Origin of the sequence: Micromonospora sp. WMMD1082 (genome assembly GCF_029626175.1) — a bacterium.
Lineage (GTDB): Bacteria > Actinomycetota > Actinomycetes > Mycobacteriales > Micromonosporaceae > Micromonospora.
In genome coordinates this window covers 2,129,972-2,146,622 of the sequence record NZ_JARUBM010000002.1, presented here as the reverse complement: position 1 = coordinate 2,146,622, position 16,651 = coordinate 2,129,972, and the positions used below count along the sequence as shown (strand labels likewise).

General features: G+C 72.4%; 15 protein-coding genes. 7 read left to right on the top strand and 8 right to left on the bottom strand.

The features are described from left to right. The first annotated feature begins 190 nt into the window (after nt 1–190). The gene (gene groL, locus O7615_RS10135; protein WP_278177153.1) at nt 191–1,813 is read left to right on the top strand and encodes a chaperonin GroEL; all 1,623 of its coding nucleotides are present in this window, start codon (nt 191–193) and stop codon (nt 1,811–1,813) included. Nucleotides 1,814–1,869: 56 nt separating this feature from the next. On the opposite strand, the gene O7615_RS10130 is transcribed toward groL, so the two are convergent. From O7615_RS10130 to O7615_RS10115, 4 genes are all read right to left on the bottom strand, one after another. Further along, nucleotides 1,870–2,112 carry a hypothetical protein gene (locus O7615_RS10130; protein ID WP_278177152.1) on the bottom strand — a complete coding sequence of 81 codons (243 nt, stop codon included), beginning with the start codon at nt 2,110–2,112 and terminating at the stop codon, nt 1,870–1,872. Between the two features lie 73 nt (nt 2,113–2,185). Continuing rightward, on the bottom strand, nt 2,186–3,136 hold the full coding sequence (locus O7615_RS10125) for a GNAT family N-acetyltransferase (protein WP_278177151.1): 951 nt from the start codon (nt 3,134–3,136) through the stop codon (nt 2,186–2,188). Nucleotides 3,137–3,202: 66 nt separating this feature from the next. Then, entirely contained in the window at nt 3,203–3,334 is a 132-nt protein-coding gene (locus O7615_RS10120) for a hypothetical protein (RefSeq protein WP_278177150.1), read from the bottom strand. 136 nt (nt 3,335–3,470) lie between these two features. Next, nucleotides 3,471–6,032: a S8 family serine peptidase gene (locus O7615_RS10115; RefSeq protein WP_278177149.1), complete on the bottom strand. Its 2,562-nt coding sequence runs from the start codon at nt 6,030–6,032 to the stop codon at nt 3,471–3,473. A gap of 181 nt (nt 6,033–6,213) precedes the next feature. On the opposite strand from O7615_RS10115, the gene O7615_RS10110 reads away from it, so the two are divergent. The 3 genes from O7615_RS10110 to O7615_RS10100 all read left to right on the top strand — a co-directional run bounded on the left by O7615_RS10110 (nt 6,214) and on the right by O7615_RS10100 (nt 10,565). Further along, nucleotides 6,214–8,073, top strand: a complete 1,860-nt coding sequence (locus tag O7615_RS10110) for a DUF5635 domain-containing protein (protein WP_278177148.1) — start codon at nt 6,214–6,216, stop codon at nt 8,071–8,073. Nucleotides 8,074–8,131: 58 nt separating this feature from the next. Further along, nucleotides 8,132–9,955, top strand: coding sequence for a glycerol-3-phosphate dehydrogenase/oxidase (locus O7615_RS10105; RefSeq protein WP_278177147.1), 1,824 nt, complete (start codon nt 8,132–8,134; stop codon nt 9,953–9,955). Between the two features lie 85 nt (nt 9,956–10,040). Then, nucleotides 10,041–10,565, top strand: a complete 525-nt coding sequence (locus tag O7615_RS10100) for a hypothetical protein (RefSeq protein ID WP_278182042.1) — start codon at nt 10,041–10,043, stop codon at nt 10,563–10,565. A gap of 14 nt (nt 10,566–10,579) precedes the next feature. Here O7615_RS10100 and O7615_RS10095 read toward each other — a convergent pair whose 3' ends face one another. After that, nucleotides 10,580–11,980, bottom strand: coding sequence for an FAD-linked oxidase C-terminal domain-containing protein (locus O7615_RS10095; RefSeq protein WP_278177146.1), 1,401 nt, complete (start codon nt 11,978–11,980; stop codon nt 10,580–10,582). 69 nt (nt 11,981–12,049) lie between these two features. Between O7615_RS10095 and O7615_RS10090 the strand changes: the two genes are divergently transcribed. Further along, nucleotides 12,050–12,442: a DUF4031 domain-containing protein gene (locus O7615_RS10090; protein ID WP_278177144.1), complete on the top strand. Its 393-nt coding sequence runs from the start codon at nt 12,050–12,052 to the stop codon at nt 12,440–12,442. Here O7615_RS10090 and O7615_RS10085 read toward each other — a convergent pair. Beyond that, nucleotides 12,422–13,060: a metal-dependent phosphohydrolase gene (locus O7615_RS10085; protein ID WP_278177143.1), complete on the bottom strand. Its 639-nt coding sequence runs from the start codon at nt 13,058–13,060 to the stop codon at nt 12,422–12,424. The genes O7615_RS10090 and O7615_RS10085 overlap by 21 nt on opposite strands. Nucleotides 13,061–13,203: 143 nt before the next feature. Between O7615_RS10085 and O7615_RS10080 the strand changes: the two genes are divergently transcribed. Together O7615_RS10080 and O7615_RS10075 are read left to right on the top strand one after the other, a co-directional pair. Beyond that, entirely contained in the window at nt 13,204–14,418 is a 1,215-nt protein-coding gene (locus tag O7615_RS10080; protein ID WP_278182041.1) for an FUSC family protein, read from the top strand. A gap of 70 nt (nt 14,419–14,488) precedes the next feature. Further along, on the top strand, nt 14,489–15,979 hold the full coding sequence (locus O7615_RS10075) for a PrsW family intramembrane metalloprotease (RefSeq protein ID WP_278177141.1): 1,491 nt from the start codon (nt 14,489–14,491) through the stop codon (nt 15,977–15,979). A 42-nt stretch (nt 15,980–16,021) separates the two neighbouring features. Here the strand turns inward: O7615_RS10075 and O7615_RS10070 are convergent, their stop codons facing one another. Continuing rightward, a complete protein-coding gene (locus O7615_RS10070; RefSeq protein ID WP_278177140.1) occupies nt 16,022–16,189 on the bottom strand; it encodes a hypothetical protein in 168 nt (55 codons plus the stop codon). Nucleotides 16,190–16,310: 121 nt separating this feature from the next. Beyond that, on the bottom strand, nt 16,311–16,649 hold the full coding sequence (locus O7615_RS10065; protein ID WP_278177138.1) for a co-chaperone GroES: 339 nt from the start codon (nt 16,647–16,649) through the stop codon (nt 16,311–16,313). Between the last annotated feature and the right edge of the window lie 2 nt (nt 16,650–16,651).

Genomic DNA, 16,651 nt, shown 5'->3' with positions numbered 1-16,651 from the left:
ACGGTGGGGCTGCGGCCACACCCGTGGCATAACCACGGGCGGGGCACGTGGCCGGTCGTCGCGGGCTATCCGGCCCGGCCGAGGAGACGTCGCCGTCGCCAGGTGGCGACGTCCCAAGGTGCGTACACCAGACGGCCCATCCGGGGCACACACTCGGGTGGCCCGTGAGTGTCCAGGAGGACAACGCCGTATGGCCAAGATGATCGCGTTCGACGAAGAGGCGCGCCGCGGCCTCGAGCGGGGCATGAACCAGCTCGCCGATGCCGTAAAGGTGACCCTCGGCCCCAAGGGCCGCAACGTCGTGCTCGAGAAGAAGTGGGGTGCCCCCACCATCACCAACGATGGTGTGAGCATCGCCAAGGAGATCGAGCTCGAGGACCCCTACGAAAAGATCGGCGCCGAGCTGGTCAAGGAGGTCGCCAAGAAGACCGACGACGTCGCCGGTGACGGCACGACGACGGCGACCGTCCTGGCCCAGGCTCTCGTTCGCGAGGGTCTGCGCAACGTGGCTGCCGGTGCCAACCCGATGGCCCTGAAGCGGGGCATCGAGGCTGCGGTCGCGAACGTCTCGGAGGAGCTGCTGAAGCTCGCCAAGGACGTCGAGACCAAGGAGCAGATCGCCTCCACCGCGTCCATCTCCGCTGGTGACACCAGCGTCGGTGAGATCATCGCCGAGGCGATGGACAAGGTCGGCAAGGAAGGCGTCATCACCGTCGAGGAGAGCAACACCTTCGGGCTGGAGCTGGAGCTCACCGAGGGTATGCGCTTCGACAAGGGCTACATCTCGGCCTACTTCATGACCGACCCGGAGCGTATGGAGGCCGTCTTCGACGACCCGTACATCCTGATCGCGAACAGCAAGATCTCGTCGGTCAAGGACCTGCTCCCGATCCTGGAGAAGGTCATGCAGGGCGGCAAGCCGCTGCTGATCATCGCCGAGGACCTGGAGGGCGAGGCCCTGGCCACCCTGGTGGTCAACAAGGTCCGTGGCACCTTCAAGTCGGTCGCCGTCAAGGCGCCGGGCTTCGGTGACCGCCGCAAGGCCATGCTGACCGACATCGCCATCCTCACCGGTGGTCAGGTCATCAGCGAGGAGGTCGGCCTCAAGCTGGACGCCGCCGGCCTCGACATGCTGGGCCGCGCCCGCAAGGTCGTGGTGACCAAGGACGAGACCACCATCGTCGACGGTGCCGGCGACGCCGAGCAGATCCAGGGCCGGGTCAACCAGATCCGGGCCGAGATCGACAAGAGCGACTCCGACTACGACCGGGAGAAGCTGCAGGAGCGCCTGGCCAAGCTGGCCGGCGGTGTTGCGGTGATCAAGGTCGGCGCGGCCACCGAGGTCGAGCTGAAGGAGCGCAAGCACCGTATCGAGGACGCGGTCCGGAACGCCAAGGCCGCCGTCGAGGAGGGCATCGTCCCGGGTGGTGGCGTCGCGCTGGTGCAGGCCGGCAAGACCGCCTTCGACAAGCTCGACCTGGCCGGTGACGAGGCGACCGGCGCGCAGATCGTCAAGATCGCGCTGGACGCCCCGCTGCGGCAGATCGCCGTCAACGCCGGCCTCGAGGGTGGCGTCGTGGTCGAGCGGGTCCGCAACCTGGACGCCGGTCACGGCCTCAACGCCGCGAGCGGTGAGTACGTCGACCTGCTGGCCGCGGGCATCATCGACCCGGCCAAGGTGACCCGTTCGGCGCTGCAGAACGCCGCGTCGATCGCCGCGCTGTTCCTCACCACCGAGGCCGTCGTGGCAGACAAGCCGGAGAAGACCCCGGCCGCCCCGGCTGGCCCGGGTGGCGGGGACATGGACTTCTGAGTCCAGCTCCAACGCCGAGAGGGGGCGGGCCGCGTCAGCGGTCCGCCCCCTCTCCGTTACGTCGGCAGGGGTCGCTGGTTTCGTCGCTTCTGCGCCCGGTCGAACGGCGGGCGGTGCGGAACCGGCTCGTCCACCAGGATGAGCGGCTCCTCGGGCGGTTCGGCCGCGCCGCTCATCTCCGCCAACTGCTCGGCGTCGCCGTAGTCGAGCCGGTCGATCGGCAGTTGGCCCGGGAGTTCGTGGACCGGGGCCCAGGTGACCGGCGGGGCGTCCTGGGTCTGATCGTCGTCCGTGGTCATCGCTGCCTCCTCTACCGGAAACGGTAAGCGGCGTCGATGAGCCGGGCGGGCGAATGGCATTATCGGGATCTATTTACCATTTGCCGTTTATGCGGGCGTCGAGCGTTCTGCGGTACAGAAAGAAGACCTGTTCGATCCGGGCGCCCGCGCTGCCCGAATAGAAGGGGACCGGCCCGACCCAGCCGATCTGGGCGGCGGTGACGCCCGCCGCCCGCTGGTCGCTCAGGCAGCGCCGCAGGAGCACACCGCCGATGCCGGAACCCTGGGCGGCGGGTGCGGTGCCCATCGGCCCGAACCAGCTCGGCCGCGACGACCCGTACGCGGCGAAACCGAGCAGTTCGCCGTCGCGTTCGGCCAGGTGGCAGCCCGCGCCCGGGCGGCCGAGCGAGCCGGCCAACTCGGCATCCCAGGAGCCGCCGAACGTCGCGCGGGCGAACGCGGTGAGCGCCGGCAGGTCGGCCGGCTCCGCCCGGCGTACGGTCACACCCTGCCCCGCCAGCCGGGACTCGGCGGTCTCCGTCGACCGCAGCGCCGGTGATCCGTCGTACGACAGGTCGGCGGTCATGTTCCAGGCCGTGCCGTCCGGCCGGTAGCCGAGGGCGAGCGCGAGGCAGATCGCCGGGGTGTAGCGCACGTCGATGCCGGGCCAGGCGTAGTAGGGCGGGTTGCCGGCGAGCAGCACCTCGGTCGCGCCGAGCTGAGCGAATGCCCGTTCGGCGTGCCCGAGCAGGGCCCGGCCGATGCCGCGGCGTCGCAGCATGGGCGCGACGGCCAGCAGGTCCACGTGCCCGACCCGCCCGTCACCGGCGGAGAGCGAGCCGATCAGTACGCCGACCAACTCCTGCTCCCGGTACGCGCCGAGGACCCGTACGATCCGGTCGGCGGCGGCCCGTGGCCAGAGCGTCTCCACGAGCGGCCCGGCCTCGGCCGCGTCCTCCGGCAGGTCGAGCGCCCGGTGGCAGAGTTCCACCACGTCAGGCAGCCGCTCGACGGTCAACTCGGCAATGCTGATCCCGGCGTCCATGGCTGCGTACCCTAGATCACATCGGATCCCGTCGTCAGTCCACGGGCTCGCCGTTCCCGGCGGCGGTCAGGGCGGTCCGGTGATGCCGCCCCGGTGGCTGAACGGATCGTCGATCGCGGACCTGGTCACCACGTGGATGACTCCACAGCACAGAGCCACCACGAGGGCCGGCACGCCCAACAGGATCAGCAGAGCCATGCCCCGCCACCGCGCGGCCGACGGCGGCGGGAGGGGAGCCGCCGCCCCTGGCGAATGACCGTGCATGAGGCCGGAAGGTAGCAGTTGACGGTCGGTCGGGTTACCTTGGGGCACCTCCTGCTGACGATAGGTGAGATCAACTGAGGGCCGCTGACACGGCCGCGTACGCGTCGACAAGCCCGGCACCGACGACGTTCGCCGCACCGCCGCAGTCGTCGGCCTGATCCCGGGACCGCTGGCTGGCCTCCACCGGGCTGGCCGTCTCGCGCAGGATCCGCCGGGTCCGATCCAGGTCGCCGACGAGGTCCGGGTTGGCCGACCACATCAACGCCACCACGCCCGCCACCTGCGGAGTGGCCATCGAGGTGCCGTCGAGCGCCGCGTATCCGCCGCCGGGCATGGCGGAGAGGACGTCCGCCCCGGGTGCCATCAGATCGGGCTTGGTCAACCCGCCGACCGGTCCCCGGGACGAGAAGGCGGTGGCCCGGCGCCGGTCGTCCACCGCGCCGACGGTCAGCACGTCCGCGTACGGTGCGGGTGGGTCCTGCACCGAGCCGCAGAAGGGGCCGGTGTTGCCGGCCGCCGCGACGACGAGGATCCCGGCGGCCGCCAACGCCTCCGTGGCCGGCCGCAGCGTCCCCGGGTCGCAGCCCTCGATCGGCGGGCAGCCCCACGAGTTGGTCAGGATCTCCGGCGCCCGGGCCGGCCGCCCCTGGGTGAACGGGTCACCGCCGGGCGGGAAGGGCGCCAACATGAACTGGAGGCAGTCGAGATAGGCCGCCGGGTTACCGAGGTTGCGGTCGAGGTTGACGCAGCCGACCCACTGCGCCCCGGGAGCCACGCCGATGCCATCCCGCCCGATCGCGCTGCCCGCCGTGTGGGTGCCGTGCCCGCTGCGGTCGGTCGGCGTCCGGGTGCCGTTCCACGGGTCGAACCACGAATCGTCGCCGCCCCGGAAGCCCGGGGCCAGGGTGGGGTGCCGCCCGTCCACCCCGGAGTCGGAGCTGCCCACGGTGATCCCGGTTCCGGTGACCCCGAGGTCGGACCAGACCCGATCCGCACCGATCATGGTGATGTTCCACGGCGGGCCGGTCGGAGCCGGCGCGGTGCCACCGGTGCCGCCGGCGGGCTCCGGCAACGGGCGCAGCCGCTGGCTCACCAGCACCCGGGCCACCTCGGACCGGTTGGACAACCAGGCCCGTACCGCCGGACCGCCGTCCACCTCGATCGCGTTGACCAGGTAGTAGGCGGTGTGGTCCAGCCGCAGTCGGCGCAGCTCCCGCCGCAGGTCGGCCTGGGTCCGCTCGGCGGTGACGACCAGCCGCTGGTAGACCTCGGTGGCGCGGGCGTCCCGGCCCGCCTTCCCGGGCCCGGCGGTCAGGCCGGTCAGGTCCGCCTGTTCCCGCAGCACCACGAAGAGCCGCTCCCCGTGCAGGCCCGGCTGGCCGGCGGCGGCGCCGACCAGCCCCACCGTGACCAGCAGGGTCAGGGCGGTCGCCCCGGCCACCGCCCGGCGGGGCGGGCGCGCCGAGGGCCGGGCCAGCAGCAGACCGTACGCGACCGCCAGCACCGCCCCGACGGCGAGCCCGGCGCCGGCGGCGACCGCCACCCAGAACGGCACATCCCGGGAGCCGACCAGCAGCAGACTGACCTCCTCCGGGTCGGTGAACGCCAGCGGACCGAACACGGCGAGCCCGACCAGCCAGGCGGTCGGCGACCCGCCGGCCGCCCCGAGCACACGGTGGCCCAGCGCGGGTGCCACAGCCGTACGGTCGGTCGGGGTGGGGTCGGTCAACGCGGGCGCCGCGGCGGTGCGGTGGGTCAGCGCGTGTAGTGCGGCCAGCGCGAAGCCGGCCGGCGGCAGCGTCACCAGCAGCGGCAGTTGGGCACCGGAGTGCCCGACGCCGGCACCCACCAGCAGCAGCACCACCCCGGCGACGAGGCCGCCCACCAGCACCAGCCGGGCCGGTCGGGGTGGCTCACCGTCGGCGAAGTGGCCCCAGAACCGGGCACCCAACAGCGCGGCGGCCAGCGTGCCGACGGCCGCCGCGGCAAGTCCGGCGAGCACGGTCTCCAGCAGTCCGCCGAGCGCGCCCAGCCAGACCCACGGCAGCAGCAGCGCGAGCCCCGCCGCCACGGCGAGCAGCGTCACCACCGACGGACGCGCAACGGACCGCCGGCCAGCCCCGGGCCCTTTCCACCCGGCCCCTTCCGGTCCGGCCCCTTCCCGCCCGGGCCCCGGTTCCGGCGCTTCCGGCCCGGCGTCGCGCTGCTGACCGGCGCCGAGCACGCGGTCCCGGAGCCGGAGCGCGAGCAGTGCCAGCAGCCCGGCCAGGACGGCCAGCGCGGCGAGGTACGCCTCGTGGTGCACGGGCGGGATCGTGCGCAGCAGCCCGAGTGCGCCCAGCGCGAGCGCGCCGGCCAGCCACGCCCGGCCGGCGACGCGGACCGCCGCCGAGCGGGGAACCATGGCCAGCGGCAGGGCGGCGGCGGTCACCAGCAGCAGCGTGAACACGCAGAGCACCGCCCAGAGCGGGGCGAACCGGTCCAGTCCGCCGATCAGCAGCACCTGGTCGACTACCCAGCCGGTCGCCTGCGACAACACGGTGACCGCGACCGCCCAGCAGCCCACCAGCACCGCTGCGACTATCGCCCAAGGGCTGCCAACACTGCCGGATGTGGAGTAGTCCGCCCGCATCCGCACACAGTACGACGCAGGTCGCTGTGCGGTCGGGTGCCGCCGAGCTGTCGGAGCCCCGCCGCTGGCTCGACTGAGCTGTCCGCAGCCGGGCGGAAACACAACGACCTCCACACCACGACGCGTCAACTTGCAATTTAGGCACCACCTAAATTGCAAGTAGTCGGTGTATCGTGGGCGGATGTCGTCATTCAGCCCTGGGTCGGACCTGATCGAGGCGCGCGAGCAACTGCACGTCCTGGTGGACGCCGTGCTTGCCAAGCTCCGCGCAGGAGTGCTGCCGACGCGCGCCGAGCGGGAAAAGGTCGATTGCAAGGAGGAGGCCGGCCGGCGGGGACGAGGGGGCAGTCTGCTCGTCGGCGAGCCGCACAACCAGGAGGCTGCCCGCCAGCTGGCCAACGAGGTCACCTGCATGGCGAATACGCCCGGCGGAGGGGCCCTCCTCGTAGGCGTGGAGGACCGCACCGGCCAGCTGCTTGGCGCCGGGCTGGACGCTGAGTGGCTGCGGCACCGAGTCTATGAGCACGTGGAAGTCGCTCCTGCTGTAGAGGAGAGGCGGGTCGAGGGAGTTCGACTGCTTGTGCTCTACGTGGCTGAGGCCCGGGAGCCGGTGGAGGATCTGAACGGGCGTATCCGGTGGCGGACCGGGGGCCACTGCGTGGGGGTCGATCGTGCCGAGTGGTGGCTGCACCGCCAGCTGAGTGCCGGACATGACCCGATGGCCCAGGTGACTCAGCGCACCGAGGCCGACGTGTCCCCGGGGGCGATCGCGGTCGCCCGCCGGTACCTGGCGGCAGCCGACTCGGAGGCCGTGGCAGAGATCGGCCTTACTGCTGGTGATCTGTTGAGATCTCTCGGTGTCCTTCGACCCGACGGTCGGCTCACTGCCGCCGGTGCCTTGACCTTCTGCCCAGCTGACCGAACCCACATCGCGCTGTCTGTCTGGGATGTCGAAGGGGGTGAGCTGTTGAGCGGCCCACGGCAACTGGCGGGTTTCAGTCTGTTGGAGCAGGTCGCTGTGGTGGACGAGCGGTTGGACACGCTGAACCAGGCTGTCCGGGTTGATGGCCGTGCAGGGTTCGCGCAGAACTCTGTCCGCCAGCTGCCGCCTGGCGCGGTCCGTGAGGCGGTCCTGAACGGGGTCGTTCACCGGGACTGGATGCAGTCGGAGCCCGTGACGGTCACCTGGATAGAGGAAGATTCGGCTATCCAGGTCGTCAGTCCAGGCGGTTTCGTCGGGGGCATCACCTCCGATACCGCCCTGACTCAGCGCTACGCGAGGTATCCAGCGCTTGCTGATCTCTTCCGCGCACTGCGCCTGGTGGAAAAACAGGGGTTGGGCGTTGATCGGATGTATCGCGACATGGTGGTACTCGGACACCGGCCGCCCCTGTTGCAGGAAGAGGCCGGCCCTCGGGTCCGCGTACGGCTTGTTGGCGGTCGCCCTGTCGTACCGGTGATGAACCTGATGGGTTCGATCCGACCAGAGATCCGCCAGCGGGACGTGAAGGTGGCCCTGATCGTTCACACCCTTCTGCATGAGCCGTTCACGACAGCAGTTGAACTGACCCGGGTCCTGCAACGAGGGGAAGTCGAGACGGCGGAGGCCCTGGAAACGGCGGCGGACTGCGTCGTCGGCGAGGCAGCCTTGATCACCCGCTACAAGGATGTGTGGGTGCTGACTGACGAAGCGGTGTCATTGCTGGAGAAGAGCGCGGGCACCGAGGTGCTTCGGCGGCGTGGAGTGCTGCCGTACCTTCGGCCGGACCTGGCGGGAGCGGAGTATGTGGCGCGGCGTTGGTTGGTGAGCCATGAGCGGTACTCGTCGGGCGACCATTCGGCCCTCACCGGCCTCACCTACGCTGGGGCGCGTGGCCAGTTGGAGCGGTTGGAACGGGCCGGGCTGCTGATTCGCGGAGAGGGTAGCGGGCGGAGCGCCCACTTCATCGCTGGCCCCGCTCTCGCTGGGCAGATCCACGGCCCGGACAGTGCTGGGAAGGGTGCCCAGGAGAGGCTGGACAGGGAACTGCCGGGCGGTTGACCCTGGTGGCCGGGGCGGCACATGTCGGCGGGAACGCCGGGAGGGCTAACGTGGACGGGTGCGCGATCCACACGTCCTGCGGTCCGTTGCCGGGCAACTCTCGCCCGCCCGCCGCGCCGCCGACCTGCGTCGGCTGCGCTCCGAGCGGTTCGACGTGCTGGTCATCGGTGGTGGTGTGACCGGCGCCGGAGCCGCCGTCGACGCCGCCTCCCGTGGCCTCAAAGTGGCCCTGGTGGAGGCGCGCGACTTCGCGGCCGGCACCTCCAGCCGGTCCAGCAAGTTGATCCACGGCGGGCTGCGCTACCTGGAGCAGTTGGAGTTCCACCTGGTGCACGAGGCGCTCACCGAGCGGGGGCTGCTGGCCACCCGACTGGCGCCGCACCTGGTGCGCCCGGTGCCGTTCCTGGTGCCGCTCCCCGCCGGTCAGGGCGTACGCGACCTGCCCGCCCGGCTGTTCCGCCGCGCCTACTACGGCGCCGGGGTGGCCGCGTACGACGCCTTCGCCGGCCTCTTCGGCGGCGGCCGGGGGATGCCGCTGCACCGCCACCTGAGCCGGGAGGGCGCCCGCCGGGTCTTTCCGAGCCTGCGTTCCGACGGGCTGGCCGGTGCGATCCGCTACCACGACGGGCAGGTCGACGACGCCCGCCTGGTGGTCACCCTGGCCCGCACCGCCGCCAGCCTGGGTGCGACCGTGGTGAGCAGCGCTCGGGCCGTCGGGTTGATCCGGCAGGCCCGCGAGGTCACCGGGGTCCGGGTCCGTGATCTGGAGGCGCCCGCCGGCTCCCCGGAGGCGGAGTTCGAGGTACGCGCCCGCACGGTGATCGCCGCCACCGGGGTCTGGACCGACGACATGTCCCGGATGCTCAACGACGTCGGGCTGCGGCCCGGTATCCGGGTCCGGGCCTCCAAGGGCGTGCACCTGGTGGTGCCCCGCTCGGCGATCACCGGCGAGACCGGACTGATCCTGCGGACGGCCACCAGTGTCCTGTTCGTCATTCCCTGGGGCGGGCACTGGATCATCGGCACCACGGACACGGACTGGCGGCTGGACCGCTCGCACCCGGCGGCCTCCGCCAGCGACATCGACTACCTGCTCCGGCAGGTCAACACCGTGCTGGCCCGGCCGCTGACCACCGCCGACATCGAGGGCGTCTACGCCGGGCTGCGCCCGCTGCTGGCCGGCGAGGCGGACTCCACCTCCAAGCTCTCCCGGGAGCACGCCGTCATCGAGCCGATGCTCGGGCTGCTGCTGGTCGCCGGCGGCAAGTACACGACGTACCGGGTGATGGCCGCCGACGTGGTCGCTCGGGCGGTGCGCCGCCTCGGCGGCCAGCGCCGGTCGCGTACGGCCGACCTGCCGTTGCTCGGCGCGGACGGGTACGCCTCCATGTGGCGGGACCGGGCCGACCTGGCCCGCCGGCACGGGGTCCAGGTGGGTGTGGTGGAGCACCTGCTGGAGCGCTACGGCAGCCTGACCCTCGACCTGCTCGCCCTGATCGACGCCGATCCGCTGCTGGCGTCCCCGCTGGCCGGCGCGCCGGAGTACCTCGCCGCGGAGGTGACGTATGCGGCCCGGGCCGAGGGGGCGTTGCACCTGGAGGACGTGTTGACCCGGCGGACCCGGATCTCGTTCGAGACGACCCACCGGGGGCTGGAGTCGGCCGAGCACACCGCCGAGCTGATGGGCGCGGTGCTGGGTTGGGATGCCGCCCGGCGAACGCGCGAGGTGGCGCACTACCGGGCCCGGGTGGAGGCCGAACGGCAGTCCCAGCTGATGCCGGACGACGCCACCGCCGACGCCGCGCGGCTGGGCGCACCGGACGTGCGGGGCTACCCCGCGGATCGGGGCGCCGACGACGGCGCGGCCGGCCTGGCCCGCTGACGGATCCACTCTGGAGATCGCCGATCGTGGATATCCATCCGGCCGGTTACGTTCGCTACCTACGGTGGGGTAAGTTGCGCGCGTGATGGCGCTTTCCCGGTCACGGCTGGCCTCCCTCTCCGTCGCCACCCTGCTGGCGGCCGCCCTCAGTGGCTGTGCTCCGTTCGGCGACCGGGGTGAACCGCCGGCGGACGCGAGCACCCCGGCCGATGGACGGTCCGGCGGCGGAGCGGCCACGACCACCGGAAACGGTCGGGTCAGCCTGCTGCAGAACGACGGTCCCGACGGCCCGCTGCGGACCCTCAACGTGGAGCCGGACGGCCGCTGGGAGTGCATCGACTGCGCTGGTGACGGGGTGACCTCGACCGGCGCGCTGAGCGGGGAACAGCGCGAACGCCTCCAGCAGCTCCTTGCCGAGCCAGGTCTGGCCAAGGAGACCGACGAGGTACGCGGCTACCGGGTCAGCTGCGTCGGCGCCCTCACCTCCAGCCTGCTGACCGCGGCCGGCCTGATCACCTCGCAGGACTGCCCCGGGGAGGAACGACCGCCGGTGGCCGAGGAGATCCTGCTGCTGCTCACCCAGAACACGCCCGCGGAGATGATCGGCTGAGGCCGCTTCGGGGGTCAGAGCACCTTGCCGGGGTTGAGCAGGCCGGTCGGGTCGAGCGCCGCCTTGATCGCCTGGTGCACCCGTACGCCCACCGGACCGATCTCCCGGGCCAGCCAGTCCCGCTTGAGCAGGCCGACGCCGTGCTCGCCGGTGCACGTGCCGCCGAGTCCCAGCCCCAGCCGCATGATCTCGTCGAAGGCCCGCCGGCCGCGCTCCAGGCTGGCCGGGTCGGCGCGGTCGACCACGATGTTGGGGTGCATGTTGCCGTCACCGGCGTGACCGACCACGCCGATCGGCACCTCGCACTCGGCCGCGATCCGGGCCACCCCGTCGAGCAGGGCGGCGAGTTCGCCCCGGGGCACGGCCAGGTCGTCGATGATCAGGCCGCCGTTGCCGTCCGGGTACGCGTCCGCGGCGTACTTCTCCATGGCCGGATGGGCCAGCCGCCGGGCCTGCAACAACGCGGCGGCCTCCACGGCGTCGGTGGCCGCGTACACCTCCTCGGCGCCGGCCGCCTCGCAGACGGCGGCCAGCCCGGCCAGATCCTCCGCCGCCCGGGGGCCGGTGTCGGCGGCGGCCAGCAGCAGCGCCTCGGCATCGGTGCGCAACCCCATCGGCCGGTACGCCTCGATCGCCAGCAGGTGCGTGCGGTCGAGCAGCTCCAGCAGGCTGGGGGAGAGCCCCTGGGCGGAGATCCGGGCCACTGCCTCGCCCGCCGCCGCGGTGGAGCCGAAGACGGCGACCAGGGTCAGCGACTGTGCCGGGGCGGGTCGCAGCGCCACGGTCACCTCGGTGATCACGCCGAGGGTGCCCTCGGAGCCGACGAAGAGCCGGGTGAGGTCGTACCCGGCCACGCCCTTGGCGGTGCGTCGCCCGGTGCGCAGCACCTCGCCGGAGGCGAGCACCACTTCGAGGCCGAGCACGTACTCGGTGGTGACGCCGTACTTGACGCAGCACATGCCACCCGCGTTGGTGGCGACGTTGCCGCCGATGGTGGACGACTCCCACGAGCCCGGGTCCGGCGGATACCACAGGCCCTGCTCGCCCAGCGTGGCGTTGAGCGTGGCGTTGACCACCCCCGGCTGGACCACGGCGATCCGGCTGATCGGATCGATCTCCAGGATCGTGTCCATCGCCGTGGTGCTGATCACCACCGCGCCGTCGACGGCGTTCGCCGCGCCGGCCAATCCGGTACGCGCACCCTGCGGCACCACCGGTACGCCGTGTCGTCCGGCCGCCCGGACCACCGCGACCACCTCCTCGGTGCTGCGCGGTCGGGTCACCACCAGTGGCGTTCCCGCGGCGCACAGGTCGGCCTCGTCCCGCCGGTGCCCGTGCAGCAGATCCGGATCGGTGAGGACCGCCGCCGGTCCGAGGGCGGTGCGCAGGTCGTCGAGGAGCGGGGAGGCAGCCATGCGGCCGAGGCTACGACCGCCAGCCGGTGATCATCAACCTGAGGGCCGCCACCCGGTACGGTGGCTGCCGTGATCTACGTGGACCGGCCGGCCTGGCCGGCGCGGGGTCGGCTCTGGTCGCACCTGATCAGCGACGTCTCCCTCGCCGAGCTGCACGCCTTCGCCGAGACGCTGGGTGTCCCTCGGCGCGGCTTCGACCGGGACCACTACGACATCCCTGCGGAACGCTTCGCGATGGCCGTCTGGCTCGGCGCGCGGGTCGCCCTCAGTCGCGACCTGGTCCGCCTCCTCCGCGCGTCGGGTCTGCGCCGCCCCAAACACCTCTCCACCCCGCCCCCACCCTCCACCGTTCTCCGCGATCTTGCAGTTTCGGTCCCTGATGTGCGGCATATGCCCGACATGTCGAGGCAGGAAGTGCAAGATCGTGGGGCAGGGATCAGGTCAGGGGTGGAGGGTGGTTAGTTCGCGGGTGAGGTTTGCGCGGGCGAGGGCTTCCCAGGCGGCGGCGAGGGCGGGGACGCGGTACAGGGCGGGGAGGGCGAGCAGCGTGGAGAGCACCCGGGCGCGGCCGGCCCGGTAGTCCGGCTCCGGCACGTGGGCGTACTCCCGGCGGATCGCGCGGGCGTACCGGTCGTACTCGGGCTCGGGCGCGGCCAGGACGGCCAGGTCGGCGTCGCAGAGCAGCGCACCGGCGGAGTCCGCCGGGTCCGCCGCGTGCCCGGCGGTGAGCAGGACCAGCCGGCGCACCTCGGCCACCTCGGCGCCGGGCAGCCCTGCCCGGGTGAGCAGGGCGTCGGCGAGCGCCGCGCTGTCGCGTTCGTTGCGGTCGCCCGGCGCGCGGGGGTCGTACACCGCGTCGTGGCACCACGCGGCGAGTCGGACCAGGTCGGGTCGCGATGCGGTGGAGGCGTACCGATCGACGACGTCGAGAACGGCGGTCAGGTGCGCCACCGTGTGGTAGTGCCGGTGCGGCTCCCGCCACCGCCGGAGCAGCTCGTCGCCGGCGGTGTCCACGGCAACGGCGTCGGTCGCCCCGGCCGCCCGGGCGGCCGTCCGCCACCGTTCGCTCAGTCCGGTCACCACCCGAGTCTGCCCCACCGCGCGTCACGTCCCCGGCGAAGGGGTATGCCGCTTCGGTGAGGAATGTCCGGGCGCGCGGCGGGTAGTCGCGGGCCATGGCGGTGGCCCGGAAAGCCCTCGCTCGGCTGCTGCGGCGGGACGGCATGCCCGAGCGCCTGTCCGACGTGGACACGGCCCGGATCGCCGAGACCGTGGCGCAGCTGCATCACCGTGGCCGCGCCACCCTGCACGACCGCCTGCACCGGGTGCGGATGTCGCTCGGCCTGGCCGCGCAGGCCGGCCTCGCCGCCGGGCTGTCCTGGCTGGCGTCGCACGAGTTGCTGGGCAACGCGCAGCCGGTCTTCGCCCCGATCTCCGCCGTCGGCACCCTCGCCGTCTCGGTGGGGCAACGGTTCCGCCGGACCGTTGAGCTGATCATCGGGGTGGGGGTCGGGGTGGCCGTGGGTGACCTGCTGATCTACTTCCTCGGCACCGGGGCGTGGCAGCTCGGACTGGTCGTCACCGCGGCCATCGTGCTGACCGTCTTCGCCGGGGGCAGCGTCGCCATCGTCATCCAGGCCGCGGCCACGGCGGTGCTGATCGTCACGCTCAGCCCGTCGGTGGAGCACCTGGAGCTACCCCGGTTCATCGACGCGCTCATCGGCGGCAGCATCGCGCTGCTGGTCACCGCGATCCTGCTGCCGCTCAACCCCCTCCGAGTGCTCAACCGGGCGGCCCGGCCGGCCCTGGACCTGCTCTCCGCGCAGCTCGACATCACCGCCAACGGCCTGCGGGAACGTGATCGGGAGAAGATCCAGGAAGCGCTGGACCGGCTGCGGAACAACAAGCAGGAGCTGACCACCTTCATCGAGGCGATCGAGGGCGCCAAGGAGACCGCGCTGCTCTCCCCGGCGCGCTGGCACCGGCGCAGCGAACTCACCCACTACGCGGAGGCGGCCGACCCGATCGACCGGGCGATGCGCAACAGCGGCACGCTGATCCGGCGTTCCGTCACCCTGGTCGAGGACTCCGAGCCGGTCCCGGATCCGCTGCCGGACGCGGTCGGCCATCTCGCCGAGGCGGTACGTCTGTTGAAGAAGGAGTTTGCCCAGGGCGAGGAGCCCGAGCAGGCCCGGGAGCGGTCGCTGCGCGCCGTCAGCGAGGCCGGCCGGGCGTACGCCGAGGGGGTCGGATTCTCCGGCAGCGTGGTGGTCGCCCAGGTGCGCACCACCGCCAGCGACCTGCTGGTGGCCTCGGGGATCAGCCAGGAGGAGGCGAACCGGCTGGTGCGGCAGGCCTTCGGCGAACTGGACCGACCGGGTGCACCGGCCGGGCCGGAGCCGGCCGTCAAGCCGCCGACCGCGCCGCCGGTGGGCTGAGTCGACCGGTGCGCCGTGGCCGCCGGTGTGTCGGGGTCGCCGGTGCGGCCATGCGTCCGCCGGTGCGGCCATGCGTCCGGACCGGTGGGCCGTGGGTGACTACGCTGACCGCATGGCCGACACCCCGTCCGGCGGATCCCTGCCGCCGTCGCCGTCCGTGCCCGCTGCACCAGGCGCGGGTTCCGGCGTGCCCGGAATGCCACGCCGCCGGCTCAGCTGGCGGCGGGCCCTGGTACTGACCGGGGTGATCATGCTGATCGCGGCCTGCGCGATCTTCATGCTCTTCACGCTCGGCACCAGCCTCGGCCCGGAGGCGTTGCTGGTCGGTGCCGCCGCCGCGGTCCTGCCGGTGCCGGTCCTGGTGGCCTGCTTCCTCTGGCTCGACCGCTACGAACCCGAGCCGCTGAAGTACCTGATCTTCTGCTTCGCCTGGGGCGCCTTCGTCTCCACCTCGGCGTCACTGCTGGTCAACGACACAGCAGCCACCTGGTTGGAGCAGCGCGACCTGCCGATCGGGATCACCGCGGTGCTGGTCGCGCCGTTCATCGAGGAATTGACCAAGGCACTCGGGCCGATCCTGCTGCTGATCTTCCGTCGGCGGGAATGGTCGGGCATCACCGACGGCCTGGTCTACTGCGGGCTCTCCGCGATCGGCTTCGCGATGGTGGAGAACATCCTTTACCTGGGCGGATACGGGTACGCCTCGGGCGTCGAGGAGTACGGTCCGGCCACCGGAGCGCAACAGGTCATCGCCATCTTCATCGTGCGGATCCTGCTTTTCGGGTTCGCCCATCCGCTGTTCACCGCGATGACCGGTATCGGCCTCGGCATCTCGGCGCGCTCGGCGGATCGGCGGGTCCGGTTCTTCGCCCCGGTCGCCGGTCTGCTCCTGGCGATGATGCTGCACGGGGCGTGGAACCTGCTGCCGACACTGACCCAGGCCACCGGCGAGGTGCTGATCTCGCTCTTCGGCTTCGTCGGCGTGATGGTGCCGATCTTCTTCGGCATGGTCGGCCTGGCCGTGTGGCTGCGGGCCTGGGAGGGGCGGCTCACCGAGCGGATCCTGCCGGACTACGTCCGGGCCGGCTGGCTCACGCCGCCGGAGGTGGCGGCGCTCAGCAGCCTCGGCCGCCGGCACGCGGCCCGGGTCTGGGCCCGGCGGGTGGCCGGGGACGCCGGCCTACGGGCGATGCGCGGTTACCAGTTCGCGGCCACCCGGTTGGCGCTGCTGCGCGACGGCGCAACGCGGGGCCTGGATCGCCGCCCCGTCGACCGGGAACGGACGGCGCGGGAGGAACAGGAACTGCTGGACTCGATCGCCGCCTACCGGTCGTTCTTCGTGGGCCGGGATCCGCAGTCCCCGGTCGGCGTCTGGGACGGCCACCGCTATCACCTGCGCTTCCCGGACGGTTCGCAGCGGTGGGTGGCGGCACCCGAGGAGCCGGTGGTCCCGATTCCGGTGGTGCTCGCCCCGCCGCCGCCACCGCCGCCCCCCGGCTACGGCCCGCCCGGATGGTACGGTCCCCGCCCTGCCGCGCCCTGGCCGCCCGGTCACCGCTGATCGGCCGGCCCGGGCAGGGCTGTCGGTCGGCCCGGGCGAGGTTCAGGTCATCAGGCTGGTGAGGAAGTCACCGAGCCCCTGGGCCATCACCATCAGGGCCGCCCCGATCGCCTTGAACATCTGCGCCGCCCCCTCCGGCCGGAACGCCATGAAGTAGATCAGGAACGCGAGGCTTCCCCAGGCCAGCACCTTCTTCACGAATACCGGCATCGTCCCTCCCCAGGCCGGTGGTGCGGCTGGCTTCCCGCCGGGGAGCGGGGCAAACGACGCGCGTGCCGGAACCGGCGCGGCCGGGCTCAGAAACGATCTCTGCGCAGAGGTAGAGATTCGCTCAGAGGTAGAGACCGGTCGCGTTCTCCTCGACGCGCTCGGCGGCCACCGCGTGCACGTCGCGCTCGCGCAGCAGCACGTAGCCGCGGCCGTGCAACTCGACCTCGGAGCGGTCGTCGGGGTCGAAGAGCACCCGGTCGCCCGAGACGATGGCGCGCACGTTCGGGCCGACGCCCACCGCGGTGGCCCACGCCAGGCGTTTGCCCACGGCCGCGGTTGCCGGGATCACGATGCCGGCGCTGGAGCGCCGCTCGCCGTCGCTGCCCTCCGTCCGCACCAGCACCCGGTCGTGCAGCAGCCGGATGGGCAGGCCGGAGTCGAGATTCGGGTCGGCTGTCACGC

Bases quoted from the DNA above. Each gene is read 5' to 3' on its own strand.
- O7615_RS10095 (WP_278177146.1), bottom strand. From the start codon at position 11,980: ATGGCTGCCTCCCCGCTCCTCGACGACCTGCGCACCGCCCTCGGACCG.
- groL (WP_278177153.1), top strand. From the start codon at position 191: ATGGCCAAGATGATCGCGTTCGACGAAGAGGCGCGCCGCGGCCTCGAG.
- O7615_RS10080 (WP_278182041.1), top strand. From the start codon at position 13,204: ATGCCCGAGCGCCTGTCCGACGTGGACACGGCCCGGATCGCCGAGACC.
- O7615_RS10125 (WP_278177151.1), bottom strand. From the start codon at position 3,136: ATGGACGCCGGGATCAGCATTGCCGAGTTGACCGTCGAGCGGCTGCCT.
- O7615_RS10110 (WP_278177148.1), top strand. From the start codon at position 6,214: ATGTCGTCATTCAGCCCTGGGTCGGACCTGATCGAGGCGCGCGAGCAA.
- O7615_RS10115 (WP_278177149.1), bottom strand. From the start codon at position 6,032: ATGCGGGCGGACTACTCCACATCCGGCAGTGTTGGCAGCCCTTGGGCG.
- O7615_RS10075 (WP_278177141.1), top strand. From the start codon at position 14,489: ATGCGTCCGGACCGGTGGGCCGTGGGTGACTACGCTGACCGCATGGCC.
- O7615_RS10130 (WP_278177152.1), bottom strand. From the start codon at position 2,112: ATGACCACGGACGACGATCAGACCCAGGACGCCCCGCCGGTCACCTGG.
- O7615_RS10100 (WP_278182042.1), top strand. From the start codon at position 10,041: ATGGCGCTTTCCCGGTCACGGCTGGCCTCCCTCTCCGTCGCCACCCTG.
- O7615_RS10120 (WP_278177150.1), bottom strand. From the start codon at position 3,334: ATGGCTCTGCTGATCCTGTTGGGCGTGCCGGCCCTCGTGGTGGCTCTG.
- O7615_RS10070 (WP_278177140.1), bottom strand. From the start codon at position 16,189: ATGCCGGTATTCGTGAAGAAGGTGCTGGCCTGGGGAAGCCTCGCGTTC.